Source organism: Brevibacterium pityocampae, from assembly GCF_039541555.1.
Lineage (GTDB): Bacteria > Actinomycetota > Actinomycetes > Actinomycetales > Brevibacteriaceae > Brevibacterium > Brevibacterium pityocampae.
The window spans coordinates 1-26055 of record NZ_BAABGL010000033.1 but is presented as its reverse complement, the minus strand read 5'-3'; the positions used below and the strand labels follow the sequence as shown (position 1 = coordinate 26055).

Annotated in this window: 23 protein-coding genes; 13 read left to right on the top strand and 10 right to left on the bottom strand. The window is 69.4% G+C overall.

Going from position 1 to position 26055, the window contains the following annotated elements; genetic code table 11:
* The first annotated feature begins 229 nt into the window (after positions 1–229).
* The 8 genes from ABD883_RS12230 (at position 230) to ABD883_RS12195 (ending at position 9858) form a co-directional block, all read left to right on the top strand.
* Positions 230–2083, top strand: coding sequence for an ABC transporter substrate-binding protein (locus tag ABD883_RS12230; RefSeq protein WP_295689631.1), 1854 nt, complete (start codon positions 230–232; stop codon positions 2081–2083).
* A gap of 90 nt (positions 2084–2173) precedes the next feature.
* Positions 2174–3340 (top strand): ABC transporter permease, encoded by a 1167-nt coding sequence (locus ABD883_RS12225; protein ID WP_295689629.1) that lies wholly within the window; start codon positions 2174–2176, stop codon positions 3338–3340.
* A gap of 1 nt (position 3341) precedes the next feature.
* Positions 3342–4244 (top strand): ABC transporter permease, encoded by a 903-nt coding sequence (locus ABD883_RS12220; RefSeq protein WP_175406901.1) that lies wholly within the window; start codon positions 3342–3344, stop codon positions 4242–4244.
* On the top strand, positions 4244–6034 hold the full coding sequence (locus tag ABD883_RS12215) for an ABC transporter ATP-binding protein (protein WP_247422948.1): 1791 nt from the start codon (positions 4244–4246) through the stop codon (positions 6032–6034). Before ABD883_RS12220 ends, ABD883_RS12215 begins: the two co-directional genes overlap by 1 nt.
* Positions 6035–6047: 13 nt before the next feature.
* Positions 6048–7037 carry a S66 peptidase family protein gene (locus ABD883_RS12210; RefSeq protein WP_247422946.1) on the top strand — a complete coding sequence of 330 codons (990 nt, stop codon included), beginning with the start codon at positions 6048–6050 and terminating at the stop codon, positions 7035–7037.
* Positions 7034–7975 (top strand): serine hydrolase, encoded by a 942-nt coding sequence (locus ABD883_RS12205; RefSeq protein ID WP_247422944.1) that lies wholly within the window; start codon positions 7034–7036, stop codon positions 7973–7975. Before ABD883_RS12210 ends, ABD883_RS12205 begins: the two co-directional genes overlap by 4 nt.
* A gap of 1 nt (position 7976) precedes the next feature.
* Positions 7977–9002: a dipeptidase gene (locus ABD883_RS12200; RefSeq protein WP_295689622.1), complete on the top strand. Its 1026-nt coding sequence runs from the start codon at positions 7977–7979 to the stop codon at positions 9000–9002.
* Between the two features lie 124 nt (positions 9003–9126).
* Positions 9127–9858, top strand: a complete 732-nt coding sequence (locus tag ABD883_RS12195; protein ID WP_295689620.1) for a type 1 glutamine amidotransferase — start codon at positions 9127–9129, stop codon at positions 9856–9858.
* 65 nt (positions 9859–9923) lie between these two features.
* On the opposite strand, the gene ABD883_RS12190 is transcribed toward ABD883_RS12195, so the two are convergent.
* The 9 genes from ABD883_RS12190 to ABD883_RS12150 all read right to left on the bottom strand — a co-directional run bounded on the left by ABD883_RS12190 (position 9924) and on the right by ABD883_RS12150 (position 19868).
* Positions 9924–11375 carry a sodium:solute symporter family protein gene (locus tag ABD883_RS12190; protein ID WP_295689618.1) on the bottom strand — a complete coding sequence of 484 codons (1452 nt, stop codon included), beginning with the start codon at positions 11373–11375 and terminating at the stop codon, positions 9924–9926.
* A gap of 148 nt (positions 11376–11523) precedes the next feature.
* Positions 11524–13365 carry a thiamine pyrophosphate-binding protein gene (locus ABD883_RS12185; protein ID WP_295689616.1) on the bottom strand — a complete coding sequence of 614 codons (1842 nt, stop codon included), beginning with the start codon at positions 13363–13365 and terminating at the stop codon, positions 11524–11526.
* Positions 13362–14384, bottom strand: coding sequence for an agmatinase (gene speB / locus ABD883_RS12180; protein WP_295689614.1), 1023 nt, complete (start codon positions 14382–14384; stop codon positions 13362–13364). Before speB ends, ABD883_RS12185 begins: the two co-directional genes overlap by 4 nt.
* Positions 14385–14540: 156 nt before the next feature.
* On the bottom strand, positions 14541–15434 hold the full coding sequence (locus ABD883_RS12175) for a hypothetical protein (protein WP_295689612.1): 894 nt from the start codon (positions 15432–15434) through the stop codon (positions 14541–14543).
* Complete coding sequence (locus tag ABD883_RS12170) at positions 15422–16567, bottom strand: vWA domain-containing protein (protein ID WP_137319087.1); 1146 nt, start codon at positions 16565–16567, stop codon at positions 15422–15424. Before ABD883_RS12170 ends, ABD883_RS12175 begins: the two co-directional genes overlap by 13 nt.
* On the bottom strand, positions 16567–17544 hold the full coding sequence (locus ABD883_RS12165) for a vWA domain-containing protein (protein WP_295689609.1): 978 nt from the start codon (positions 17542–17544) through the stop codon (positions 16567–16569). The genes ABD883_RS12170 and ABD883_RS12165 overlap by 1 nt, the downstream gene beginning before the upstream one ends.
* Positions 17535–17996, bottom strand: coding sequence for a hypothetical protein (locus tag ABD883_RS12160; RefSeq protein ID WP_265809440.1), 462 nt, complete (start codon positions 17994–17996; stop codon positions 17535–17537). Before ABD883_RS12160 ends, ABD883_RS12165 begins: the two co-directional genes overlap by 10 nt.
* On the bottom strand, positions 17983–18873 hold the full coding sequence (locus ABD883_RS12155) for a DUF58 domain-containing protein (protein WP_295689607.1): 891 nt from the start codon (positions 18871–18873) through the stop codon (positions 17983–17985). Before ABD883_RS12155 ends, ABD883_RS12160 begins: the two co-directional genes overlap by 14 nt.
* The gene (locus tag ABD883_RS12150) at positions 18873–19868 is read right to left on the bottom strand and encodes an AAA family ATPase (protein WP_265809442.1); all 996 of its coding nucleotides are present in this window, start codon (positions 19866–19868) and stop codon (positions 18873–18875) included. Before ABD883_RS12150 ends, ABD883_RS12155 begins: the two co-directional genes overlap by 1 nt.
* 592 nt (positions 19869–20460) lie before the next feature.
* Here ABD883_RS12150 and nrdH point away from each other — a divergent pair.
* From nrdH to nrdF, 4 genes are all read left to right on the top strand, one after another.
* Positions 20461–20709, top strand: coding sequence for a glutaredoxin-like protein NrdH (gene nrdH / locus ABD883_RS12145; protein WP_265809443.1), 249 nt, complete (start codon positions 20461–20463; stop codon positions 20707–20709).
* Position 20710: 1 nt separating this feature from the next.
* The gene (nrdI, locus tag ABD883_RS12140) at positions 20711–21124 is read left to right on the top strand and encodes a class Ib ribonucleoside-diphosphate reductase assembly flavoprotein NrdI (protein ID WP_295690861.1); all 414 of its coding nucleotides are present in this window, start codon (positions 20711–20713) and stop codon (positions 21122–21124) included.
* Positions 21094–23256, top strand: a complete 2163-nt coding sequence (nrdE, locus tag ABD883_RS12135; RefSeq protein WP_295690859.1) for a class 1b ribonucleoside-diphosphate reductase subunit alpha — start codon at positions 21094–21096, stop codon at positions 23254–23256. Before nrdI ends, nrdE begins: the two co-directional genes overlap by 31 nt.
* Before the next feature lie 88 nt (positions 23257–23344).
* A complete protein-coding gene (gene nrdF / locus ABD883_RS12130; RefSeq protein ID WP_265809445.1) occupies positions 23345–24319 on the top strand; it encodes a class 1b ribonucleoside-diphosphate reductase subunit beta in 975 nt (324 codons plus the stop codon).
* 150 nt (positions 24320–24469) lie between these two features.
* Here the strand turns inward: nrdF and ABD883_RS12125 are convergent, their stop codons facing one another.
* Positions 24470–25546 carry a type I restriction endonuclease gene (locus ABD883_RS12125; RefSeq protein WP_265809446.1) on the bottom strand — a complete coding sequence of 359 codons (1077 nt, stop codon included), beginning with the start codon at positions 25544–25546 and terminating at the stop codon, positions 24470–24472.
* A gap of 163 nt (positions 25547–25709) precedes the next feature.
* Here ABD883_RS12125 and ABD883_RS12120 point away from each other — a divergent pair, with 163 nt between their 5' ends.
* Positions 25710–25973, top strand: a complete 264-nt coding sequence (locus ABD883_RS12120) for a hypothetical protein (RefSeq protein ID WP_295690855.1) — start codon at positions 25710–25712, stop codon at positions 25971–25973.
* Positions 25974–26055: the final 82 nt, after the last annotated feature.

Sequence of the window (26055 nt, the reverse complement as noted above, 5' to 3'; positions counted from 1 at the left end):
GCATTCCTCGACCCGACCATCACACAACCCCTTTCGCACCTACCCTGACAACGAGTGTTGCGATGACTGTATGACGCCGGCTCTCAGGAACCTTCTAAAATTGCGCTCTCACGTGGGGTTTCATCGGGAACTCACGCAGGTCGACCTGTTCGCGTCGCTGCTTGAAGCACAGGCCCGCGCACTGTAGGTTCGTCTGTGTTCGATGTGAAGTAGCTCATAAGGAGACCCCATGACGATGTCACGCATCCGCTTCCCCCGTCTACCGCGGATGGTGACTGCGGTCGCCGCCGCCACTGTGCTCGCGCTGGCTCCCGGGGTCGCCCCGATCGCCTCGGCCGCCACCGAGGAGTCCACGGAGGGCGCGATCGACGCCCCGGCCGAGGAGAAGACCCTGCGGATCGCGACCGCCGGCCAGATCGACAGCTTCAACCCCTTCACCACGATCTACCTCACCTCGACGGGCATCAACCGCTACGTCTACGAGAACCTCGTCCAGTACGACGCGAAGGACGGCTCGCCCACCGAGGGTCTCGCCGAGTCGTGGGAGACGAGCGAGGACGGCATGACCTGGACCTTCACCCTGCGTGAGGGCATGAAGTGGTCCGATGACGAACCGATCACCGCCGAGGACGTCGTCTACACCTACACCCAGATGATGGAGGACCCGGCGGGCATGGGCGCGGCCAACGGCAGCCTCGTGCAGAACTTCGACACCGTCGAGGCACCCGACGACTCCACGGTCGTCATCACCCTGACCGAGCCGCAGGCGCCGAACCCCGGCACCGAGATCCCCGTCGTCCCCGAGCACGTGTGGTCGGCCAAGGAGGATGCGGTCGGCGACCCGGGCGACACCGACGTCGTCGGCTCCGGCCCGTTCGTCCTCGAGAGCTACGAGCCCAACCAGTCGATCACGCTCAAGGCCAACCCGAACTTCTGGCGCGGCGCCCCGCAGATCGACACGATCCAGTACATCTACTACACGAACTCCGACGCCCAGGTGCAGGCGCTGCGCTCCGGCGAGGTCGACTTCATCACCGGGCTCACCCCGGAGCAGGTCACCGCGCTCGAGGGGGCGGACAACGTCGAGATCAACGCCGGCACCGGCCGCCGCTACACCTCCATCAGCATCAACTCCGGTGCGGAGACCCCCGAGGGCGAGTCCTACGGCACCGGCAACGAGGCCCTCACGGACGTCGCGGTGCGCCAGGCGCTGCGCCAGGGCATCGACATCGACACCCTGCGCGAGCAGGTCATGCAGGGCTATGCCGACCCGGCGACGAGCTTCATCCCCTCGGCGTTCCCCAAGTGGCACCTGCCGGAGGACGACGAGGCCATCCTCGAGCACGACGTCGAGGCCGCGAAGCAGACCCTCGAGGACGCCGGCTGGACCGAGGGTGCCGACGGCATCCGCGAGAAGGACGGCGAGAAGCTCTCCCTGCGACTCCTCGTCGACTCCGCCTCCCAGCCCGAGCAGGCGATCGGCGAGTTCCTCGGTCCGTGGCTCGCCGACCTCGGCGTCGAGCTCGAGGTCGAGGCGTCCGATGCCGACACGATCTCCAGCCGCACCCTGGCCGGGGACTACGACATGTACATCACCGGCTGGAGCATCAACCCGGACCCGGACTACCAGCTCGGCATCAACACCTGCGCCTCGCGTCCCGACGCCGAGGGCAACGGACCGTCCTCGCAGGACGGCTACTGCAACCCGGAGTTCGACGAGCTCTACGCCCAGCAGCACACCGAGCTCGACGAGGGAGCCCGCGAGGAGCTCGTGCGCGAGGCGCTGCGCCTCAACTACACCGACACCGCGCAGATCGCCCTGTGGTACCCGCAGGCGCTCGAGGCCTACCGCTCGGACCGCTTCGACGGCTTCACCACCCAGCCCGAGGCCGACGGCATGATCGCCGGTCAGGCCGGCTACTGGGGCTTCTACACGGTCGAGCCCGTGAGCGGCGAGTCCGGCGGTGAGTCCGGCGGCCTCGGCACCGGAGCCTGGATCGGCATCGGCATCGCCGTGCTCGCCGGTGTGGGAGTGGTGATCTTCGCCCTCACCCGCCGCAAGAGCGCCGACGACCGCGCCTGATGTCACCGTCCGGCGCCCGACCACCCCGGTGATCGGGCGCCGGACCGCTGTGCCGCGCCCCTGAGGGCGCCGCACCGATTGGAGTCAGAAGTGTCAGCCAACCCCCCGTCCGCCGAGCCGCCCGTCGACCCGCACGTCGGCGATCCGGCCGTCGCGGAGCCGCGCACCGCGGCCGGCGAGGATCCCACGCGGGGCCCCGCCCCCGGTGCTCCCCAGGACATCGCTCCCCGGAACGGTGCTCCCCAGGACATCGCTTCCCAGGACATCGACGAGCCGCCGGCCGGCACCTCGTTCCTGGCCTACTTCGGCCGCAAGCTCGGGGGAGCCGCGATCAGCATGCTCATGGTGATCCTCCTCGGCTTCTTCGCGTTCCGGATCCTGCCCGGGGATCCCGTCGCCAAGATCGCCCGCGAACGACCGATGACCGCCGAGCAGGTCGCAGCGCTGCGCGCCGAGTACGGCCTCGATCAGCCGCTCCTCGTCCAGTTCTGGGACTACCTCACCGGGATCTTCACCGGGGACATGGGGGAGAGCTACGTCTACCAGCAGTCGGTGAGCTCGCTCATCGCGCAGTACGCCTGGCCCACCCTGCTCCTCACCGGCACCGCGGCGATCATCGCGATCGTGCTCGGCCTGTGGATGGGGCAGCTCGCCGCCTGGAAGCGCAACTCGCTGTTCGACAAGGCCACCACCGGCACCTCGCTCATCCTGTGGTCGGTGCCGACCTTCTGGCTCGCGCTCATCCTCCTCATGGTGTTCGGCGGCACGCTCCAGTGGCTGCCCACCGGCGGCATGGTCTCGCCCGGCGTCGAACCCGGCACCTTCGCCTACGTCATCGACGTCGCCGAGCACCTCATCCTCCCGGTCATCACCATGGTCGCGGTGATCTACGCCCAGTACCTCCTCGTCATGCGCGCCTCCCTGCTCGAGGAGATGAGCGCGGACTACCTCACCACCGCCCGCGCCAAGGGTCTCAACGAGGACGGCGTGCGCCGCAAGCACGCGGTGCCCAACGCCCTGCTGCCCACCGTCACCCTCGTGTTCATGCACATCGGCGGACTCATCGCCGGCGCGGTGACGGTGGAGACCGTGTTCTCCTGGCCGGGGCTGGGCAAGCTCACCTACGAGGCGATCAGCGGCCCCGACCTGCCGCTCCTGCAGGGCACGTTCGTCGTGTTCTCCGCCGCGATCATCGTGATGAACCTCATCGCCGACCTCCTCTACCGCCAGCTCGATCCCCGCGTCAGGAGGGCCTGAGATGTCCACCGTCCTGTCACCGCGCGCCGTCGCCTTCAACCGCCGCAAGGCCGCCGCCGGACGCGCCTGGAAGATGTTCCTCCAGGACCCGGCCGGCGTGTTCGGCGCCGTCGTCCTCGTCATCGTGTCGCTCATCGCGATCCTCGCGCCCGTCATCGCCGACCGCTCGATGCTCGACGTCACCCAGCAGCTCGACCAGCCGCGCTACGCCCCGCCCTCGGCCGAGCACCTGCTCGGCACCGACAACTACGGCCGCGAGCTGTGGGTGCGGATGGTGTGGGGTGCGCGCGTCTCTCTGCTCGTCGGGCTCGCCGCGACCGCGATGTCGATGATCATCGGCACGATCATGGGCATGGCCGCCGGCCACTTCACCGGGTTCCTCGGCGGCCTCATCATGCGCATCATCGACTTCTTCCTCGTCCTGCCCTCGCTGCTGCTCGCGATCGTCCTGTCCTCCGTGCTCGACCGTGGGGTGTGGACGATCGTGCTCGCGATCGGCATCACCTCGTGGGCGGGCACCGCGCGCGTCGTGCGCGCCCAGACCCTGTCCGCGGAGTCGCGCCTCTACATCGAGCGCGCCCGCGTGCTCGGCGCCGGACACTGGCACATCATCGTCAAGCACCTGTTCCCGGCCGTGCTCCCGCTCGTCATGGCGAACACCACGCTCACCGTCGGGACCGCGATCATCGCCGAATCGACCCTGGCGTTCCTGGGCCTGGGCGACACCACCCAGCAGTCCTGGGGCACGATCCTCAAGAACGCGATGGACGTGTCCGCGGCGACGAGCGGCTACTGGTGGTACATCCTCACCCCGGGCGTCGCGATCGTCATCGTGGTGCTCGCCTTCACCCTCGTCGGCCGTGCCTTCGAGTCGATCGCCAACCCGACCCTGAGGAGCCGCTGATGCAGGAGATCGTCTTCGACGACGTCACGATCCGCTATTCCTCGAACACCCGGCGCGGCGAGATCGCCGCGGTGCGCGGCGTGTCCCTCACCGTGCCCGCCGGCGGCACGCTCGGCATCGCCGGGGAATCCGGGTCCGGGAAGTCCACGCTCATCCTCAGCCTGCTCCGGCTGCTCCCGTCGAACGCGACGCTCACCGGGACGGTGCTCGTCGGCGGCCGGGACCTCGGCGAGCTCAACTTCGGTGAGCTGCGCGCCCTGCGCTGGTCGGACGCCTCGATCGTGTTCCAGGGGGCGCTCCACTCCCTCAACCCGGTGCGCACCGTGGGCCGGCAGATCCTCGAGGCGCTCGAGCTCCACGTCAAGGACGGCTGGCGCACGAAGGAGGAGCGCACGGCCCGGATGCACGAGCTCCTCGCGCAGGTCGACCTCAGCGCCGACAAGGCCAAGGCGTACCCGCACGAGCTGTCCGGCGGGCAGAAGCAGCGGGTGATGATCGCGATGGCGCTCGCCTGCGAGCCGCACGTCATCATCGCCGACGAGCCCACCACCGCACTCGACGTCATCGTCCAGCGGCAGGTCCTCCAGGTGCTCCAGCGTCTCGTCGCCGACCGCGGGATCACCCTCCTCATGATCTCCCACGACCTCTCCGTGCTCGCCGAGGTGTGCGAGCGCCTGGCGATCATGAAGGACGGGGAGATCGTCGAGATCGGCGACTCCGCGGTCGTCTGCGCCGACCCCGAGGAGGCCTACACCCGGCAGCTCGCCGAGGCGTTCCCGACGATCGGGGACCGGTACTCCCGGCTCAATCCGGTGACCCGCAACCCGGCCCGGATCGCCCCCGCCGCCGGGGCCGGTGCCGAGGCGGGAACCGCTGCCGGATCAGGGGCGGGGGCCGGTGCCGGTGCCGGAACCGGTACCGAGGCCGGCACGGGATCCGCTGCCGAGGTCGGGGCCGCACCCGGCGCGGCCGCCGGTGCGGGCGCCGCGGAGTTCACCATGACCGACGAGGTCGTGCTCGAGGCGAAGAACCTCAATGTCTCCTTCTCCGCCCGCGGCCGCCATGTGCGCGCGGTGCGCGACGTCGACCTCGCCCTCCACCGCGGTGAGATCCTCGCCGTCGTCGGCCAGTCCGGCTGCGGGAAGACGACGCTCGCCCGCAGCCTGCTCGGCCTCCAGGAGACCGACCCCGGTTCGGAGATCCGGTTCCGCGGGAAGCCGCTGAGCCGCCGGCCCAAGGACCTGCGCGCCTTCCGCAAGGAGGTGCAGATGATCCTCCAGGACCCGTCCGGCTCGCTCAACCCCAAGCTCAGCGTCTACGAGTCCGTCGCCGAGGGCCTGCGCGTGCAGCACTTCACCGGCGACGAGCGCGCCCGCGTCATCGAAGCGCTGACGAACACGGAGATGACCCCGGCGGAGGACTACCTCGAGTCGATCCCGCAGGAGCTCTCCGGCGGCCAGCGGCAGCGCGTCGTCATCGCCGGGGCGCTCGCCCTCGACCCCGAGGTTCTCATCGCCGACGAGCCCGTGGCGAGCCTCGACGCGTCCGTGCGCGGGGAGATCCTGTCGCTCATCCTCGAGCTGCGCCGCCGGCTCGGGCTCACCGCGCTCGTCATCACCCACGACCTCGGGCTGGCGTGGAACATCGCCGACACCGTCGCCGTGATGTACGAGGGGCGGATCGTCGAGCGCGGACCGGTCGAGGACGTCCTCCTCGACCCCCAGCACGAGTACACGCGCACGCTGCTCGGCGCGGTCCCGAGCTTCCGGCTCGACCGGGTGAGCGAGTGAACGGGGGCACCGTATGAATCGCACCGCCGCCGAGGCGTACCTCGATTCCCCGCCGCTCGTCCCCGGGGACCGGGTGCACCTCATCGCGGCATCGAGCCCGACGGACGCGGCCGGTTTCGACCACGCCCTCGCGACCCTCGAGGGCTGGGGCCTCGAGGTGGTGGTCGGTGAGCACGTCCGGGCCGTCCACCCCGAGCTTCCGTACCTCGCCGGCACCGACGAGCAGCGCCGCGCCGACCTCGAGGCCGCCTGGTGCGACCCGCGCACCTCAGCCGTCATCGCCCTGCGCGGCGGCTACGGGGCGATGCGTCTGCTCGACGGCCTCGACTTCTCCCGCCTCGCCGCCCACGCGACCCGGCCCGACGGCCGACCCAAGCTGCTCGCCGGGTCCTCCGACGTCACGGCGCTGCACCAGGCATGGGCGCACCATCTGCGGGTGCCCACCCTGTTCTGCCCGATGGTCGGCAACGCGGTGTTCCGCACCTCCACGACGATCGCAGCCGACGTCCGCTCCTGGCTGTTCGAGCCATGGCGCGGTCGTTCCATCGCCGGGCCCGAGGCGCGCACCCTCATCCCGGCACCCGACGGCGCGCCCGTGCCCGGCCGGATCACCGGCGGCAACCTCAGCCTGCTCGCCGCCTCGCTCGGCGCGCCGGAGAACCCGCTGCCCGTGGCGTCCGGGACCGGCATCGTGCTCCTCGAGGACGTCGACGAGACGCCCGCCCGCCTCGACAACCTCCTCCTCCAGCTCGTCCGCAGCGGTTGGACGGACGGGGCCCGGGCGGTCGCGCTCGGCTCCTGGGAGGACTGCGGGTCGGTCGCGCAGATCGAGGCGCTCGTGCACGAGGTGCTCGGCCCCCTCGGCATCCCGGTGGTGTGGGAGCTCGGCTTCGGCCACGCCGAGGATGCGCTGAGCGTGCCGCTCGGCGTCGCCGCCGCCCTCCACGCCCCGGCCGGCGGCGCACCCGCCCTCACCCTCATCGATCCGAAGGAGACCCCATGACCGCAGACCGGCAGCCGGACCGCACTCCCGAGAACCCCACCCCCGGAATCCCTGCCCGCGCGCTCCCGGACGTCGACTTCGGCGCACTGCCCGGGGTCGAGTTCTCCGCGCTCGCCTATGACGTCGACACCGGGACCACGCTGTTCTCGCACGCCCCCGAGCGCGTGCTGTCGACGGCGAGCATCGCGAAGATCTTCCTCCTCCACGCGACCCTGCGGATGGTCGAGCGCGGCGAGCTGTCCCTCGACGAACGGCTCCGTCGCCGCCCCTCGGAGCGGGTCGACGAATCCGGGCTCTGGTACCTGCTCCAGCAGGACTCCCTGAGCGTGTTCGACATCGGGATGCTCATCGGTGCATTCAGCGACAACTTCGGCACGAACGTGCTCCTGCGTCGCGTCGGCCTCGACCGGGTCGCTGCGAGCGCCGCCGAGCTCGGGTACACCGACTCCGCCCTCCACGACTTCCTCCGCTGGCCCCGCCCCGCCGGCGCCCCGTCCCGGCTGTCGAGCGGTACCGCCGCGGAGATCGCCGACTTCATGGCCCGGCTCGCCCGCGACGAGCTGTTCGACGCCGCCCATTCGGAAGTGCTGCGCCGCTGGCTCGGGGCCGGCGCGGACACCTCGATGGTCGCCTCGGCCTTCGAACCCGACCCGCTGGCGCACTACTACTACACGCGCGGATCCTGGGTGTGGAACAAGACCGGCACGGATTCCACCGTCCGCTGCGACGCCGGCGTCGCGATGACGCGGGAATCCCGCGTGGCCTATGCGGTGTTCGCCAACTGGGAGTCCGACACCGACCGGGTGCTCGAGGTCATGCCGCTGATGCGCCGCGCCGGTGAGATCATCGGAGCGTACCTGCAGCCGGAGATCTACGGGCGCGCGGCGGACGCTGCGAGTGGTCCCGAGGACCCGCACCGCACCCCGACGGAGGACTGACATGATCGACGTGTTCGACGGCCACAACGACCTGCCCTGGCACCTGCGGGAGACGCGCGGGAGCTCCGTCGCGGACCTCCACGACGCCGCCGTCTCGCCCTTCACCACGCTCGGGCAGCTCCACGACGGCGGGGTGAGCGCCCAGTTCTGGTCGGTCTACGTCCACAGCTCGATCACCGGGCCGGCCGCGGTGCGCGCCACGCTCGAGCAGATCGACCTCGTGCACCGGATGGTCGACGCCTACCCGGACGACCTCGTCTGGGCCCCGACCGCCGCGCAGATCCGCGCGGCGACCGGCACCGGGCGGGTCGCCTCGCTGCTCGGCGTCGAGGGCGGGCAGCAGATCGACGAATCCCTGTCCGTGCTGCGGATGTACGCCCGGCTCGGCGTGCGCTACATGACCCTGACGTGGTCGACGACCCACAGCTGGGCGGACTCCGCCACGGACGAGGCGCGCCACGGCGGGCTCACCGACTTCGGCCGGGAGGTCGTGGCGGAGATGAACCGGATCGGGATGATCGTCGACCTCTCGCACGTCGCCCCGAGCGTCATGCACCAGGCGCTCGACATCAGCGAGCTGCCCGTGATCTTCAGCCACTCGTGCGCCTTCGAGCTCAACCCGCACCCGCGCAACATCCCCGCCGACGTCCTCGACCGGCTGCCCGCCAACGGGGGAGTCGCGATGGTGACGTTCGTCCCCTCCTTCGTCACCGACGCCCGCCACCGGTGGGTCGAGGCCGGCGAGGTGGGGGAGCCGCCGGAGGTGACGCCGGCCGATGTCGCCGACCACTGCGACCGGATGCGCGAGCGCGTCGGCATCGACCACGTGGGTCTCGGCGGCGACCTCTGCGGCACCGACACGATGCCCACCGGGCTCGACGACGCCTCGACGTACCCGGCGCTGCTGACCGAGCTCGCCGGGCGCGGCTGGAGCGGGGCCGACCTCCGGAAGCTCGGGTCCGAGAACGTGCTGCGCGCGCTCGAGGCCCACGACGACCGCCACCGCGCCACCACCGCCGCCCACTGAGAGCCGGGTCCGGTACTCCGCGCACCCTAACCCCGCGCCCCGACGCCCTGCACCTCGAAATCCTGCACATCGAGATCCCGTACTGCGAAACCCTGCACCTCGACCGAAAGGCACCGTCCTCCCCATGCCCCGCGTCCTCCTCATCGTCAACGACATCGAGTCCGGCCCCCGGCGCCTCACGCAGTGGCTCATCGACGAGCACCTCGACATCGACGTGCGCGTCGGAGCCGCCGGCACGATCCCCGAACCCGAGGCGCTGGGCGACTACGACTGCCTCATCATGCTCGGCGGCGGGTACATGCCCGACGACACCGCCGGGGCGCCGTGGCTGGCGCGCGAGGCCGAGCTCGTGCGCCGGGCGCTCGGGACGGGGATGCCGCAGCTGGGGATCTGCCTCGGCGGGCAGCTCATCGCGCACGTCGGCGGCGGTGCGGTCGCAGCGAACTCCGGAGCCCCGGAGAAGGGCTCGACACCGATCACCCTGACCGAGGCCGCGGCCGCCGACCCGTTGTTCGGCGGCCTGCGGACCCGGACGGCCTTCATCGAGAGCCACGTGGACCGGATCACCCGGCTGCCCGAGGACGCGGTGCTGCTTGCGCGCAGCGAGGCCTGCGAGCTCCAGGCGTTCCGGCTGGGCGAGGCGGCCTGGGGCCTGCAGTTCCACCCCGAGGCCGGCCCGGAGAACGTCCGGAGCTGGAATGCCGACGAGCTCGCCGCGCTCGGCTTCGACAAGGAGGAGCTCATCGCCGCGGCCGACGCCGCGCAGCCGACGACCGAGGTCGACGCGCGCGCGATGATCGCCGGCTTCGCCTCCCTGCTGCGCCACCCCGAGACCTCGATATCCGAAGGTTCCTGAGAGCGGATCCGCAGGAGTTCGCACACTCGGCCGTACACCGGCGACCCGTCGGGGTGAGGCCCGGGTCAGCGGGCGATGCGCTCCCGCCAGGCGGCGAGCACCTCGGGCGAGGTGGGCTTCGAGACGAGCGAGCCGACGACGTAGGCGATCGCGGAGGCGAGCAGACCGAGGTAGATCGCCGGGTTCGCGAAGATGTTCATGGTGGCCATGATGATGATCGTGGTGAGCGAGCCGACGATCATCCCGGCGAGCACCCCGGTGATCGTGCCGCGCTTCCACACGAGCCCGCCGAGGATCGGCACGAATAGGCCGCACACGAGCAGGTTGTAGGCGACCGTGAGGGCTTCGACGACGCTCGGCATGAGGCAGGCGAGGATCACCGAGATGATGCCGAGGCCGAGCAGGTAGAGGCGGGAGTCGCGGACCTCGTCGCCGGTCTCCTTGACGAGGTTCTGCGCCAGCGCGCTGCCGAGGCGCGAGCGCGGGACGCCGCGATCGGCGAGCACGGGCTCGACGACGTCCTGCCGGAACACCGTCGAGGCGGCGAGCAGCGCGCCCGAGGACGTCGACATCACCGCCGACAGCGCGGCGGCGAGGACGAGGCCGGCGAGCACCGGGGTCATGGAGGAGTCGACGACGGCGACGAACACGTCGTCGCTGACCTCGATGCCGGGCACGATGACCTGGGCCGCGGTGCCGACGAGCGCGCCGGCTACGGCGTAGAACAAGCAGTAGATGCCGGCCGACAGGCCGCCCCAGCGGGCGACGCCGGGGGCCCGCGCGGTGAACACGCGCTGCCAGATGTCCTGCCCGATGAGCAGCCCGAGCGTGTAGATGAGGAAGTACGTGAGGATCGACTCCGGACCGATCGCCACCGGATCGAACGCGCTCGGGCCGAGCTCGTCGGCGATCGTCCCGAAGCCCCCGGCCTCGGTGATGACGAGTGGCAGGAGGATGAGGAAGATGCCGATGGTCTGGATGATGAACTGGACGAAATCGGTCAGGGTGATCGACCACATGCCGCCGAGCATCGAGTAGATGATGACGACGGAGCCGCCGAGCAGGATCGCCGGCACCCGGTCGATGCCGAGCAGCGCGTGGAAGATCGTGCCGTAGGCGACCGTCGAGGTCGTCGAGATCATCAGGCCGTAGGCGGTCATGATGAGACCGGACACCAGGCGCGAGCCGGAGCCGTAGCGCAGCCCGAGCATCTGCGAGACCGTGTAGATCTCGAGGCGCTGGATCTTCGGGGCGAACAGCAGCGACAGGAGCACGATGCCCAGGCCGATGCAGAACACGAGCCACATGCCCGACAGCCCGTACTCGTAGCCCAGGCCCACGCCGCCGACGGTCGAGGCGCCGCCGAGCACGACCGCGGCCATGGTGCCGGTGAACAGCACGGGGCCGAGGCGCCGGCCGGCGACCAGGTAGTCCTCCTGGTTCTTGGCGCGCATCCGCCCCCAGAACCCGAAGGCGATCATGGCGGCCAGGTACAGCAGGACGATAGCGACGTCCATGGGATTCTCCTCGGTGCGGCCGGCCGCGACGGGTCCGGCGAGTTGGATCGGCAGGTCAGCAGGTCAGCAGGTCATCGGCCTGCGGGGCTGGGGTCGGTGGGACCGGATCGGTGGGCGTGGAAGGACGGGACGCGCTTGCGTGGTCCGATCAGGCGTCCGCGGAGGGGGCTCGGCGCGGTGCGATGACATGGACGACGGTCGGCCGGCCGGCGGCGAAGGCGTCGGCGACGGCGCCCCGCAGCGTCGCATCGAACTCGGCGAGCGCGCCCGCCTCCCCGGCACCGGTGGGCAGGGCCACCGTGACGCCGTGGGCGCCCATCGACCGGCCGAGCGCGGCGAAGTCGGGGCGGTCGAGCCGGACGGCGAACGGGGGCATGTCGCGTGCGGTCATCTGGTCCTCGATCTCCGCGTAGCCGCCGTTGTCGACGACGACGAAGGGGATCGGGAGCCCGAGCTCGACCGCGGTCATGACCTCCTGGACGGAGAACATCGCCGCTCCGTCGCCGAGCAGCGCGGCCACCGGCCGCTCGGGTGCGGCGACCTTAGCGCCGAGCGCCGCGGGGATGCCGTAGCCGAGCGTCGCGAATCCGGGCATGTAGAGCAGCTGGTCCGGGGTGTGGGCCTCCAGGGCGTGGACGGTGCCGTCGTAGGTCACCTGCGAGGAATCCCCGCCGATGACCACGCCCGGTCCGCCCGCCGCTGCGACGGCCCGGGTGATGCGCGCGTTGAGGCCCGCGCCGTCGAACTCCTCGGCGCACGCCGCGCGCAGCGACTCTGCCCGGTGCCGCCCCGCCGAGGTGCCCACCGGCTCGGGATCGGACCCGGCCTCGGACCCGGAATCCGGCCGGGATCCGAGCCCGGAACCCCCACCGTGTCCGGCATCCTCGCCGAGCGCTGCGAGGAGGGCATCGAGGAAGGCCCCGGTGTCGGAATGGACGAGCACGTCGCCGATGAGGTTCTTGTTGAGCTGGTCGGGGTCGATGTCGCAGCGGATGACCTGCTGCCCGTCGGGGCGCGGGGCACGCACGTCGAGCGCCGAGTCCACGGTGAGGCCGTCGGCGGATCCGGCGGGTCCGGGCGTCGCCGACCCCGCTGCGGTGCCGGGAGCGTTCTGCGCACCGACGGTGCCGCCCCAGAGGTCGGAATCGGCGAGCTCGGTGCCGAGCACGACGAGCACATCGGCGGCGCGGCTCGCCTCCTGCACGGCGCCGAACCGCACGTTCGAGCCCAGCGACAGCGGATGGGCCTCGTCGAGGACGCCCTTGCCGTTGCAGGTCGTCGCCACCGGCGCGTCGAGGCGCTCGGCGAGCGCGGTGAGCCGGTCCGCCGCGTGCCGCGAGCCGCCGCCGGCGACGATGAGCGGACGGTCGGCGGTGCGGAGCAGCTCGGCGGCGCGGGCCACGGTGTCGGCCGTGGGCACCGGCGGCTGCGGCGCGAGCGGCTGCGGGGCGGTACCCCACCAGGGGCCCTCGAGCACGTCGAGAGGCACCTCGATGTGGACGGGCCCGGGCCGCGACGAGGCGAACAGGGCGAACGCCTCGGCGACCGCCTGGGCCGCGCCCTCGGCGGTGCGGGCCCGCCGGGAGGCGACGAGGAGGCGGCTGAGCGCCCCGGAGGAGTCCTTGGTCTCGTGGAGGAGGCCGGCATCGGCGCCCTCCATACCGGTGGGCACGCCGGGGGACAGGATGAGCATGGGCCGGGATTCCGCATAGGCGGTGGCCGCGGCGGTGATGACGTTCGTCAGCCCCGGTCCCGAGGTGGTGATCACGACCCCGGGTCGGCCGCTGAGGAGGAAGTAGCCGTCCGCGGCGTAGCCCGCCCCCTGTTCATGGCGCGGGGTCACCGCGCGGATGCCGTAGTGGTGCAGGTGGCGGTAGAGCTCGAGGTTGTGGGTGCCGGGGATGCCGAAGATCGTGTCGACCCCGTGGGCGGCGAGCGTGGAGACGACCGCGAGGCCGCCGTTGCGGTGGTGATCGGGGAGGATCGTCATGCCCGGCCTCCGTCGAGGTGCTCGGCAACCGGTCCCGTCGGAACCTGGGCGCCGGCCCGTCCGGCGGCCCACAGGGACAGGATCTCGTAGCCCACCTGGGCGGCGGCGAGTCCGGTGATCTCCGCGTGGTCGTAGGCCGGGGCGACCTCGACGATCTCCGCGCCCACGATGTCGAGCCCCTGGAGCCCGCGCAGCGAATTGAGGAGCTCGCGGCTCGTCATGCCGCCGGCCTCCGGGGTGCCGGTGCCGGGAGCGGCCGCCGGGTCGAGGACGTCGATGTCGATGGACAGATAGACCGGCCGGTCGGCCAGGCGGCGCCGGATGTCGGCAACGATGTCGGGCAGCGGACGGAACTGGTAGTCGTCGCTGCGGAGGATCCGGAAGCCGAGCACGGCGTCGTCGGTGAGGTCCTCGCTGCCGTAGAGCGGTCCGCGGATGCCCACGTGCATGCAGTGCGCGAGGTCGAGCAGGCCCTCCTCGGAGGCGCGGCGGAACGGGGTGCCGTGGGTGTACGGGGCGCCCATGTACGTGTCCCAGGTGTCGAGGTGGGCGTCGAAGTGGAGCACCGCGACGGGTCCGTGGGTGCGGTGCACGGAGCGGAGGTTGGGCAGTGCGAGCGTGTGGTCGCCGCCGAGGGTGAGGAGCTTGGCGCCGTCGGCCCTCAGGGCGTCGGCGGCCTCCTCGACCGTGCAGATCGCGGCGGGGATGTCGAAGGGATTGACACCGAGGTCGCCGCAGTCGGCGATCTGCTGGGTGGAGAACGGGTGGACGTCCGTGGCCTGGTTGTACGGTCGCAGCAGCTTCGAGGACTGCCGGATGTGGGCGGGTCCGAACCGCGCGCCGGGCCGGTAGCTCACCCCGGCATCGAACGGGACGCCGAGGATCTTGACGTCGATCGGCGCGCCGGGGCGGGCGGCCTCGACCTCATCGAGCCGCGGCAGCAGCCCGAAGGTCGGCGGGCCGGCGAAGCGCGGGGTCCGGCTGTAGTCGGCCGGGCCGAGGGGTTCGTGGGTGGTCATGGGGTGCCTCCTGCGGTGCGGGCCGCGAGGATCCGCCCGGGCCCGGCTGGTCATGGGGACACAGTACTCCACTCGACGTTACTCGTCAGTAGAAAGGCTCCGCGGTGTGTCACCGGCATCGCCGCAGCCGTGGTGCGGGCCCGGTCGGTGGGCCTGTCACCAGGGCTTCTCGGCGTATCCGGCGCCGCTGTCGCGGGAGTTCTCCTCGTCCTGACGCTGCTGCGAGTCCTGCTGCCGCTGTCGCAGCTCCTCGCGCTTCTCGTCGCCGACCTCGCCGGGGCCCTCACCGGGACTGCCGCCCGATTCCCCGGTACCGGATTCCCCACCGGGTCCGTCCCCGCCCGGCTCCTCGCCGCCGTCGTCACCGGGCTCCGTGCCGGTCTCCCCGCCCTCGCCCGACCCTTCGCCGGAGCCCTCTTCCCCGCCGGAGCCCTGTCCCGGGTTGTTCATCTCCTCCTGCGAGGAGTCGACGCGCTCCTCGGCCTCGTCCATCGCCTGGTCCTGGCCGCCGCCCTGCGGACGGCACTCCTCGGGCGCCTCGGACAGGACGGTGCGGGCGGCGTCGAAGGACGTGTTCGCCTGCTCGGTGTCGTCGGCGTCGCGGAACGCCTCGGCCTCCTTCTCGTGGACGTAGGCGAGGTTCATCCGCACCGCGCACTCATCGGCCACCGGGGTGAGTTCGAGGGCGCGCTCGAGCTCGGGTCGCGCCCGGTCGTAGTTCCGGTCGAACGCCTCTGCGGTCCCGACGTTGAACGGGCCCTTGTGCCGCTCGAAGGGGCTGAGCCGCTCGAACCAGCGCGCGGCGGCGATCGCCTCCTGCTGGTCGCCGGCGGCCGAGGCCTTCTGCGCCGAGGTCAGCAGCACGCTGAGCAGGACGCAGTAGGCGGCGAGGAGCAGCAGCAGTCCGGCGGCGACGAGGCTGAGGATCACCCGGCGCCGCGGGCGCCGCCGCCGGCGCACGCTGCGATCAGGTGTCTCCGCTCCGCCCTGCCCGGTGCCCGCGGCGCGTTCGTCGGCGGCCGGTGTGCGCGGCTTCGTCACGGTGTCCATGATGCTCCCAGGGTCGCGGTCGACGGTCGTGCGGCGTACTGCTGTGCTGCGCCCGGAGGTGCGACACCCGGCCGTGCGCTGCCCGCCGCCGGAGCGCCCGCTGCCGGGGGAGCCGCCGTCGAGGGGACCGGCGGTGAGGCATGGAGCCGGGCGAGCGCCCGGACGCGGCGCAGCGCGAGCGTCGCCTCGACGACGATCCAGGCGAACACCGCGAGCAGCGGGATCCAGAAGTATTCGGTCACCCCGCCGAACGATTCGGCGTCGACGAGCTTCTCCTCGAACTGCGGGGCGGTGTGCACAGTGCCGAACGGGGTGCCGGCCGAGCGGTGGTGGTAGTCGACGCCGAGGTCGGCGGCGATCGTGCGCAACTGGTCCTCGTCGATGACGGACAGCGCCCGGTCGCCGGTGGTGCTGTCGGTGATGTAGGTGCCGTCGTCGCGGGTCGAGTAGTACGACTGGGTCTCCTTCATCGGCCCGCCGCTCTGCGTGCCGTAGCCGAACACCGCGCCGCCGTCGATCTGCGCGGCGATCTCGGACATCGACTCCGGAGCCGTGCTGGCGGTCTGCTCGCCGTCGCCGAAGTAGTACACGAGGCGGGCGTTGTCGGGGTTCTGCTCCTCTGCGGCGGCGAGCCGCTCGAGCAGGAGTGCGCGCGCCTCGGTCACCGAGCTGCCGCCGGAGTACAGGGTGACCTCCGGGCCGACGGTCTCGATCGCGGAGGCGAACGCCGAGTGGTCGGTGGTGAGCGGCACCCGCACGGCCGCGCTCGACCCGAAGGTCACCATGCTCACCCGCGCCCCGGGCAGCTGCTCGAGGAGCGAGCGCATGTCCTCCTTGACGCCGTCGAGGCGCGGCCGCTGCCCGTCGTAGTCCTCCGCCACGATCGAGGCGGTGGTGTCGACGAGGACGAACACGTCGGCGGCCGCCGCGGTCGACTGGCTCGCCGTCTCCAGCGGGACGCCCGGGCGGGTGAAGGCCGCGGCGAGCACGAGGAGCGCGCCGGCGCGCAGCAGCCAGCGGGTGCGCCGGGCGGGGGTGAGGACGGCCAGCGTCACGCACCCGCCGACGAGCAGGACGAAGAGGGCGACGAGCGCCGGCCAGGGGAGGACGGGCTGGAACATCAGCTCGGACATCACAGGGTGAACCTCCAGGCGAGGACGAAGCAGGCGATGATCCCGAGCAGCGTCAGGGTGAGCGGGACGATCGGCTGGTCGTGGACCAGGGTGACCGACTTCGCGTCGGTCTTCTGCGCCTCCTGCTGCTGGATGTCCTCGACGATGCCGTCGGTGGCCTGAGCGGAGCCGAGCTGGTGGTGGGCCCCACCGGTGGTCCGCGCGGTGTCCTGCAGCTCGCTGATCTCCGAGCCGGCGAACAGGGAGCGGGGGGCGAGCGTGTAGACCCGGACCTCCTCCTCGACGGCGATCTCCGTGGCCTCGGCGAGGGTGAAGATCGGGGTGCCGGCGATCTGGTTGTCGGTGGCGAAGATGATCGAGCGGCTGCGCTCCTCGCCCTTCTTGTCGAAGCTGTCCACGCACGAGGTGAGGCCGTCGCCGATGAGCGAGGAGCCGCCGATCTCCGTGTCGACGGTGCCGGCGAAGAAGTCCGTGCCCTCGAGGCCGCCGGTCTCGAAGCCGCGCTTGGCCTCGGTGAGGAACTCCTCGACCATGAGGTAGTCGTCGGTGAGGGGGAACACCGAGACCGCGGTGGAGTTGAACACCGTCATCCCGATCCGCTCCCCGTCGAAGGACTGGATCATCTCGATGTAGGACTCGATGATCTGCGCGTCGTAGGAGGTCATCGAGCCCGAGGCGTCGAGGCACAGCACGACGTCGCGCAGGTGCCGCTCGGGGTTGATCGTCTCCGTGCGGGCCGGCCGGGCGATCCCGGCGAGCGCGGACAGGGCAGCGAAGGCGGACACGAGGAACACCGCGATCGCACCCCACAGCAGACGCCGCCGGCGGCGCGCGAACTCGCGCAGGCCGGTGAGGCGGTGGATGCGGGCGACGGGCACGGTGCCGGCGCGCGCCCGGCCGGGCCGGGACAGCAGCCACACCGTGAGGCCGGCGACCGGGATGAGGGCGAGGGCGAGCCACCAGAACTTCAGGACCATCGTCCCACCAGCTTCCGGGCGGCGCCGAGCTCGGCTCGGCAGTCGATCGCGGCCTCGTCGGAGAACTCGGCGGCGTAGAGGCGGGAGACGGCGACGGCGATCGGCTCGATCCGGTGGGCGCGGAGCTCGGCGAGCGTCATGTGGCTGACGTCGATGCCCCAGGCGGAGCGGGCGAACCGGCGCACGATCGTGCCGAGGCGCTGGGCGACCTCGCGCTCGCTGAGCTCGCCTGCGCGCCATGCGGTGTCGAGCGCGTCGATCTTCGAGAGGTACTCGCGGCGGGTGTGGCCGGGCACGTGGGCCGGGCCGTCCGCCCGCGCCCCGGAGTGCGCCCACAGGCGGGCGAAGACGGGCCAGCCGGCGAGCACGAGGAACCCGGCGATCGCTCCCGCTGCGGCGACGAGCCACCAGTCGGAGGCGGGGAGCAGCGGATGGAGCTCAGCGGCGTTCACGGCGCTGCCTCTTCATGAGCCGGCGCAGCTGCCACAGCGCCTCGTGGGAATGGGCGACGCGCACGTGCGGGATGCCGGCGCGGCGCAGCGTCTGCTCGGTCTGCGCCCGGCGCGCGGTCTCCGCCCGGTGGTACTCGTCCCACAGCGCGCGGCCGGACAGGAGCTCGTCGGGGACCCCGGTGGGCTCGGCGGCGAGCACGTCGTACGGGGTGCCGGCGGTCCCGCCGAGCGCGGAGAGGTCGGCATCGGCGATGGTGAGCCACATGATCTCGTGCTGCGCGGCGAGCCGGCGCAGCAGCGGCAGGTGCTCCTCGGACACCGGGGTGTCGTCGGCGATGACGAGGACGATCATGCGCCGGCGCAGGGTGTCGGCGACCCACTGGAGCTGGGTCGCGATGCGGGAGCCGGCGGAGTTCCGGCCGGCGGCCTGGATGCGGCGCAGCAGCTGCTCGAGGTGGGCCTCGGTGCCCTTCGACGGCGTCGAGCGGGTGGTGCGGGCGTCTCCGTGGACGAGCATGACGTCGTCGCCGTGGCGCACCGCGAGGTAGCCGGCCATGCCGGCGAGCAGGATCGCGAGCTCGCGCTTGGGCTCCCCGGAGGCGGCGACGGCCTCGAAGTCCATCCCGGAGTCGACGACGAGTGCGAGCGCGTGCCGACGGTGGGCGACGTAGCGCTTGACGAGCGGGGTCGAGTGCCGGGCGGTGGCCTTCCAGTCGATGTCGCGCACCTCGTCGCCGGGGACGTATTCGCGCAGGTCGTCGAAGTCGAGGCTGTGGCCGTGGAACACCGAGGCGTAGTCGCCCTGGAGGAGACCCCGGGTGCGGCGGTGGGCGTGGATGGTCATCCGCGCCTTGACCTTGGTGAGCAGCGCGGCCATCAGGGCGTCCTGATCGCGCCGAGGAGCTCGCCGATGACGCGCTCGACCGGGATGTTCTCCGCGACGGCCTCGAAGTTCAGCAGGATGCGGTGGCGGAGGATCCGCACCGCGAGGTCCTTGACGTCCTCGGGGATGACGTAGTTGCGGCCGCGGATCATCGCGAGCGCGCGGGAGGCGTTGGTGAACGCGATCGAGGCGCGCGGGGAGGCGCCGCACTCGATGAACTGGGCGAGCGGGCCGATGTAGCGCGAGGCCTGCCGGGTGGCCGACACGATCTCCACGAGGTAGCGGCTGATCGCGGGGTCGATGTAGATGCTGCGCGCATAGCGCTGCAGGGTGCGGACGTCCTCGAGCGTGCAGGCCGGCTCCGGGGGGCTCTCGACGTCGAACACCCCGGCGTCGAGCCGGCGCAGGATCTCGAGCTCCTCGCCCGGGCCCGGGTAGTCGAGGACGTCCTTGATCATGAAGCGGTCGAGCTGGGCCTCGGGCAGCTGGTAGGTGCCCTCCTGCTCGATCGGGTTCTGCGTGGCCATGACGAGGAAGGGGGAGGGGAGGTCGAAGCGGGTGCCGCCGATCGTCGTCTGCTTCTCCTGCATCGCCTCGAGCATGGCGCTCTGCGTCTTGGCGCTCGAGCGGTTGATCTCGTCGAGGAGGACGATGTTCGCGTGCACCGGGCCGAGCTGGATCTCGAACCGGCCGGTGGAGGAGTTGTAGATCTGCGAGCCGATGATGTCGCTCGGCAGCAGGTCGGGGGTGCACTGGATGCGGGCGAACTCGCCGCCCACGGCGCCGGCGAGCGCGGCGGCCGCGGTGGTCTTCGCCAGGCCCGGCACCGATTCGAGGAGGAGGTGCCCGCCGGTGAGGAGGCCGAGCGCCAGGGTCTCGCGCAGGCGGCCCTGTCCGACGACGAAGCGGTCGAGGTGCTTCTCCACGGAGGACAGGATCGTCGCGGCCTGGGTGATCTCCTGCGTGTTCGCCGGGTTGGGCTGGCTCATCGGGTGTCCTCTCGCGGGGCGGGTGCCGGTGCGGTCAGTGCAGCGGTGCGGTCAGTGCTGCGGTGCGGTCGGTTCTGCGGTGCGATGGTGCTGGGGTGCGGTGGGGCTGTCGTGCGGTGGGGTGGTGGGGACGGTGATCCCAGATTAGACGGGGGTCCGGACACGGCGGGACGGATGCTGTGGCAGTCCGGTCACATGACGGCCTCGATCGGACACAGAAGTCCGGACACACCGTCGGCGGGAAGTTTTTTCCTGTGGATTGTCGACCTCCGCCTGGGGACGGACGGTGGACGGGAGCGGGGTCGGCGAGCGGTGCCGGCGCACCTCGGCGGCCATCGTCGCAGGTGGTGGAACCACACCGGTGTGATTCGCCTCCTGTGGAGGGCGCCGCGACCCCTGTGCACCCCATGTGCACAGCGCCGCGCCGTGAGAAATGACACTGGTGTAACACACGATCTAGGGGTACTCTCGAGTGCAGACACAACATCTAGTGGTTGGGCCGCGGACGCGGAGAAACCCGGCGCGGCTCCAGCGGAGACCGGCGGACAGCCCTGGATGACCGCGAGAACACACGTCTTCGGAGGACAGCAGAATGATCACCGTGTACACCAAGCCGGCCTGCGTGCAGTGCAACGCGACCTACCGCGCCCTCGACTCCAAGGGCATCGAGTACCGCTCGGTCGACCTGAGCAAGGACCCGAACGCGCTCGACGTCGTCAAGGCCATGGGGTACATGCAGGCGCCCGTCGTCGTCACCGACAACGACCACTGGTCGGGCTTCCGCCCGGACAAGATCGCCGCGATCTCCTCCGGACAGGGCGCCGCCTCCGTCGTCGCATGAGATGCTCGTCGTCTACTACTCCAGCGGCTCGGAGTACACCCACCGGTTCGCCGGCAAGCTCAGGCACCCGAGCCTGCGCCTGCCGCTGCTGACCCGGTCGGACACTCCCATCGTGGGTGAGCCGTTCGTGCTCATCACACCCACCTACGGCGCCGGCTCCAACCGCGGGGCGGTGCCCAGACAGGTCATCAAGTTCCTCAATGTCAGAGGCAACCGGGACAATCTCGTCGGAGTCATCGGTGCCGGGAACACGAACTTCGGCGAGGACTACTGCAGGGCCGCCCACCGGGTGGCCGACAAATGCCGGGTACCGCTGCTGTACCGGTTCGAACTCCTCGGCACCGAGGACGATGTCGAGAACGTCGACGAAGGATTGGATTCACTGTGTCAACGACTACGCACGACCGCGACCTAGAGGCGATCATCCGCGAGGACACCGACCTCGACTACCACGCCCTCAACGCGATGCTCAACCTCTACGATGCGGATGGCCGCATCCAGTTCGAGCGCGACAAGCAGGCCGCTCGCCAGTTCTTCCTCCAGTACGTCAACACCAACACGGTGTTCTTCCACGACCTCGAGGAGAAGCTGCGCTACCTCGTCGAGCACGACTACTACGAGAAGGAGGTGCTCGACCAGTACTCCTTCGCGTTCATCCAGCAGCTGTCCCAGGCGGCGTACCAGCACAAGTTCCGCTTCCAGACCTTTCTCGGCGCGTTCAAGTTCTACACCTCGTACACGCTCAAGACCTTCGACGGCAAGCGCTTCCTCGAGCGCTTCGAGGATCGCGTGGTCATGGTCGCGCTGTTCCTCGCCCGCGGCGACGAGAAGCTCGCCATGGCGCTCATGGAGGAGATCATCACCGGTCGCTTCCAGCCGGCCACCCCGACGTTCCTCAACGCCGGCAAGAAGCAACGCGGCGAGCTCGTGTCGTGCTTCCTGCTGCGTATCGAGGACAACATGGAGTCGATCGGCCGCTCGATCAACTCCGCCCTGCAGCTGTCCAAGCGCGGCGGCGGCGTGGCCTTCTCGCTGACGAACATCCGGGAGTCCGGCGCGCCGATCAAGAAGATCGAGAACCAGTCCTCCGGCGTCATCCCGGTGATGAAGCTGCTCGAGGACTCCTTCTCCTACGCCAACCAGCTCGGCGCCCGCCAGGGTGCCGGCGCGGTGTACCTCAACGCCCACCACCCGGACATCTACCGTTTCCTCGACACCAAGCGCGAGAACGCCGATGAGAAGATCCGGATCAAGACGCTCAGCCTCGGCGTGGTCGTCCCCGACATCACCTTCGAGCTCGCGAAGACCAACGAGGACATGTACCTCTTCAGCCCGTACGACGTCGAGCAGGTCTACGGCGTGCCCTTCACCGAGATCTCGGTGACGGAGAAGTATCACGAGATGGTCGACGACGCGCGGATCAAGAAGTCGAAGATCAACGCCCGCGAGTTCTTCCAGACGCTCGCGGAGATCCAGTTCGAGTCCGGCTACCCGTACATCATGTTCGAGGACACCGTGAACCGCGCCAACCCGATCGACGGCCGGATCACCATGTCGAACCTGTGCTCGGAGATCCTCCAGGTGTCGGAGCCGACGACCTACAACGCGGACCTGAGCTACGACCAGGTCGGCAAGGACATCTCCTGCAACCTCGGCTCGCTCAACATCGCGCTGACCATGGACTCGGAGAACTTCGGGCAGACGGTGGAGACCGCGATCCGCGGGCTCACCGCGGTGTCGGAGACCTCGGACATCGACTCGGTGCCCTCGATCGCCCGCGGCAACGACATGTCGCACGCGATCGGGCTGGGGCAGATGAACCTCCACGGGTACCTCGCCCGCGAGCGGATCCACTACGGATCCGAGGAGGGCCTCGACTTCACGAACATGTACTTCTACACCGTGGCCTACCACTGCGTGCGGGCCTCCATGGAGATCGCCAAGGAGCGCGGGCGGACCTTCGCCGGCTTCGAGAAGTCGAAGTACGCCTCGGGCGAGTACTTCGACAAGTACACCGAGCAGGAGTGGGCACCGGCCACCGCGCGGATCGCCGAGCTGTTCGCCGAGGCCGGGGTGTCGATCCCGACGCAGCAGGACTGGGCCGAGCTCAAGGCGCAGGTCGCCGAGCACGGGATGTACAACCAGAACCTCCAGGCGGTCCCGCCGACCGGCTCGATCTCCTATATCAACAACTCGACCTCGTCGATCCACCCCGTCGCCTCGCGGATCGAGATCCGCAAGGAGGGCAAGATCGGCCGCGTGTACTACCCGGCGCCGTTCATGACGAACGACAACCTCGAGTACTACGAGGACGCGTACGAGATCGGCTACGAGAAGATCATCGACACCTACGCCGAGGCCACGAAGCACGTGGACCAGGGGCTGTCGCTGACGCTGTTCTTCAAGGACACCGCCACCACCCGTGACGTCAACCGGGCGCAGATCTACGCCTGGCGCAAGGGCATCAAGACGATCTACTACATCCGGATCCGGCAGCTCGCGCTGCAGGGGACCGAGGTCGAGGGCTGCGTGTCCTGCATGCTCTGACCGACCAGGGCGCCGTGCGGCACCGCCGCGCGGCGCCCGCGGATCGGGCCGGGCCGAACGGACACACCCACATTCTTCAGGAGTATTCATGAGTGAGAAGCTCACCCTCGTGTCGCACGTCGACGCGATCAACTGGAACCGCATCGTCGACGACATCGACGGCGAGGTCTGGGACCGCCTGACGGCCAACTTCTGGCTGCCGGAGAAGGTGCCGCTGTCCAACGACGTGCAGTCGTGGGCGACGCTGACCGAGGACGAGAAGACGCTGACCATGCGCGTGTTCACCGGGCTCACCCTGCTCGACACGATCCAGGGCACGGTCGGCGCGGTGTCGCTCATCCCGGATGCGCTGACCCCGCACGAGGAGGCGGTGTACACGAACATCGCGTTCATGGAGAGCGTGCACGCGAAGTCGTACTCCTCGATCTTCTCGACGCTGGCCTCGACCCGGCAGATCGACGACGCCTTCCGCTGGTCGACGGAGAACCAGAGCCTGCAGCGCAAGGCCGACATCATCCTCAAGTACTATCGCGGGGACGATCCGCTCAAGCGCAAGGTCGCCTCGACCCTGCTCGAGTCGTTCCTCTTCTACTCCGGCTTCTACCTGCCGATGTACTGGTCGAGCCACGCCAAGCTCACCAACACCGCCGACCTCATCCGCCTCATCATCCGCGATGAGGCCGTCCACGGGTACTACATCGGCTACAAGTACCAGCGCGGGCTCGAGAAGGTCGACGACACGAAGAAGCAGGAGCTCAAGGACTACACCTACGAGCTGCTCTTCGAGCTCTACGAGAACGAGGTCCAGTACACCCACGACCTCTACGACCCGGTGGGCCTGGCGGAGGACGTCAAGAAGTTCCTCCACTACAACGCCAACAAGGCGCTGATGAACCTGGGCTACGAGGCGATGTTCCCCTCGAGCGTGACCGACGTGAACCCGGCGATCCTGTCGGCACTGTCGCCCAACGCGGATGAGAACCACGACTTCTTCTCCGGCTCCGGATCCTCCTACGTCATCGGCAAGGCCGAGAACACCGAGGACGAAGACTGGGACTTCTGAGACCACCCCGATCCCGGGCCGGCGCCCCGCAGGACTGTTCACGCAGTCAGGCGGGGCGCTGTCGTTCGGTGAAACATCTACGATGTCCTACTTGGAGACGGGTCGACACTGTCGACGAACTGGCCGTCAACGGTGCCCCCATTCTCCGTGTCACAGGTAGCGTCTTGCCGCTTCGCGAATCTGATCGGCGAACGAGTACAGGTCGGTTACCCGATCCAGATCGCGCACATCTTCAGACTTGTCTTCCTTGATGAGACCGACCCGGAGTCGATCGGTGTTATTAAATCGAAGTCGGCAGACTGCCTTCCGGTTATTGTCATCGAACAGAATCGCGCAGTATGACTTCGCGTCACGGTAGTGAATGCGATTCGGATCAACGTCCTGAGCCACGATGGCCTGAATGATTCGGAAGGCCTGAAGTTCTTCCTCTGTAGTCTCAAGTCCGTCGACCAAGTCGACCTGTTCTTCGGCGACGGTCGGTTCAGACGAAGAATCAGGCTCTTCGCCGTTGTCACTGAGGGCTGCCTTTAACCGATTGTTCACCTGATCCGAGATGAACTGATTGAGCCCCTTTCCCACCAGAGGGGTGAGCTGATCGCGGATTCGTTGGGTGAGTCGCCCAGGATAGATGCGCGAAATCACCAAGCTTGCCATGTCCCAAGAAATCTCCTTGGCTTCTCCGGCGAAGACCCGCTTGGCAGATGAAACGTACTTCAGTTCTTCTGCGGCGCCGAGGACTGAGTCGAGATCGAAGTTCTGCTTGCTGAGCTTCTCGATCTCCGGTACCAGCGCAGAATCGATGTCGTCGAGGTTCAGCTCGAGGAAAGGCTTCGAATCCATCTTGTTCGGCTCGTCGAGATCGGTATAGAAGCGGTACTCGTTGCCGTTCGTCAACACTGCAATCCGAGCAGTAGTGACATGGAAGTAGCGGAATAGTTGGGAGGCATTGTCGAGGTTTAGAGGTTCGCTGACCTTCTTGCACTCGATGAGTATCGCTACCTCGCCCTCATTGACGATTGCGAAATCAATCTTCTCGCCCTTCTTCAGGCCCACATCAGCTACAAATTCGGGGATGACCTCGTTGACGTCGAACACATCGAAGCCAAGCACATCCCTGATGAAAGGCATGATCAGCGTTGTCTTCGTCGCTTCTTCTGTCGCGATGCTCTCGCGTGTGTTCTTCAGTTTTCGAGCAATTAGTTGCAGCTGGTCACCGACACTGGTCATTGTGGGTCCTTCCGACGCGATAAATGATGCTCCCAGGCTATCCCGAGCATCGGCTCCTGAAGCTCTGTGCTTCATATCCGGCATCGCACTTCTCGTTCCTACCTCAAAAAAGTCTCTGGCTTTGTGGTCGCCTCATAGCTTGAAACCTGTTTGACTGGGCTTCATGCCATCCATGCGGGTCACCATCGACGGCGAGGTGTTCGCGATCGCCCGGCGCGCGGACGGCACCGTGGACCACGACTGGCTCTGCGGGCCGAATCCCGGGTACTGGTTCTCCGGCAGCCCGATCGTCAGTCGGCCCACCCCGGATGACCACCTCGTGGAGATCCGTGCGTTCCTCCTAGAGATCGATCCGCGGACCGGCATCCACCGCGATGACAAGGACGCCGCCGAGGTCGACAACCGGCACGGCTCCGGGACCGGCTAAGCCTTGATCCACCGATGCGAGTAGCCGGATCAAGCCGCGCGTGAAATGGAAATGCCCCTTCTGAACTGGGAAAATGATGATG

What these genes read in the sequence shown, in the direction of transcription:
- ABD883_RS12185 (WP_295689616.1), bottom strand. Translation starts at nt 13,365, where the DNA reads ATGACGATCCTCCCCGATCACCACCGCAACGGCGGCCTCGCGGTCGTC.
- ABD883_RS12215 (WP_247422948.1), top strand. Translation starts at nt 4,244, where the DNA reads ATGCAGGAGATCGTCTTCGACGACGTCACGATCCGCTATTCCTCGAAC.
- nrdF (WP_265809445.1), top strand. Translation starts at nt 23,345, where the DNA reads ATGAGTGAGAAGCTCACCCTCGTGTCGCACGTCGACGCGATCAACTGG.
- ABD883_RS12175 (WP_295689612.1), bottom strand. Translation starts at nt 15,434, where the DNA reads ATGGACACCGTGACGAAGCCGCGCACACCGGCCGCCGACGAACGCGCC.
- ABD883_RS12155 (WP_295689607.1), bottom strand. Translation starts at nt 18,873, where the DNA reads ATGGCCGCGCTGCTCACCAAGGTCAAGGCGCGGATGACCATCCACGCC.
- ABD883_RS12200 (WP_295689622.1), top strand. Translation starts at nt 7,977, where the DNA reads ATGATCGACGTGTTCGACGGCCACAACGACCTGCCCTGGCACCTGCGG.
- nrdH (WP_265809443.1), top strand. Translation starts at nt 20,461, where the DNA reads ATGATCACCGTGTACACCAAGCCGGCCTGCGTGCAGTGCAACGCGACC.
- nrdI (WP_295690861.1), top strand. Translation starts at nt 20,711, where the DNA reads ATGCTCGTCGTCTACTACTCCAGCGGCTCGGAGTACACCCACCGGTTC.
- ABD883_RS12210 (WP_247422946.1), top strand. Translation starts at nt 6,048, where the DNA reads ATGAATCGCACCGCCGCCGAGGCGTACCTCGATTCCCCGCCGCTCGTC.
- ABD883_RS12165 (WP_295689609.1), bottom strand. Translation starts at nt 17,544, where the DNA reads ATGGTCCTGAAGTTCTGGTGGCTCGCCCTCGCCCTCATCCCGGTCGCC.
- ABD883_RS12230 (WP_295689631.1), top strand. Translation starts at nt 230, where the DNA reads ATGACGATGTCACGCATCCGCTTCCCCCGTCTACCGCGGATGGTGACT.
- ABD883_RS12205 (WP_247422944.1), top strand. Translation starts at nt 7,034, where the DNA reads ATGACCGCAGACCGGCAGCCGGACCGCACTCCCGAGAACCCCACCCCC.
- ABD883_RS12120 (WP_295690855.1), top strand. Translation starts at nt 25,710, where the DNA reads ATGCCATCCATGCGGGTCACCATCGACGGCGAGGTGTTCGCGATCGCC.
- ABD883_RS12170 (WP_137319087.1), bottom strand. Translation starts at nt 16,567, where the DNA reads ATGTCCGAGCTGATGTTCCAGCCCGTCCTCCCCTGGCCGGCGCTCGTC.
- ABD883_RS12190 (WP_295689618.1), bottom strand. Translation starts at nt 11,375, where the DNA reads ATGGACGTCGCTATCGTCCTGCTGTACCTGGCCGCCATGATCGCCTTC.
- ABD883_RS12125 (WP_265809446.1), bottom strand. Translation starts at nt 25,546, where the DNA reads ATGACCAGTGTCGGTGACCAGCTGCAACTAATTGCTCGAAAACTGAAG.
- speB (WP_295689614.1), bottom strand. Translation starts at nt 14,384, where the DNA reads ATGACCACCCACGAACCCCTCGGCCCGGCCGACTACAGCCGGACCCCG.
- ABD883_RS12150 (WP_265809442.1), bottom strand. Translation starts at nt 19,868, where the DNA reads ATGAGCCAGCCCAACCCGGCGAACACGCAGGAGATCACCCAGGCCGCG.
- ABD883_RS12195 (WP_295689620.1), top strand. Translation starts at nt 9,127, where the DNA reads ATGCCCCGCGTCCTCCTCATCGTCAACGACATCGAGTCCGGCCCCCGG.
- ABD883_RS12220 (WP_175406901.1), top strand. Translation starts at nt 3,342, where the DNA reads ATGTCCACCGTCCTGTCACCGCGCGCCGTCGCCTTCAACCGCCGCAAG.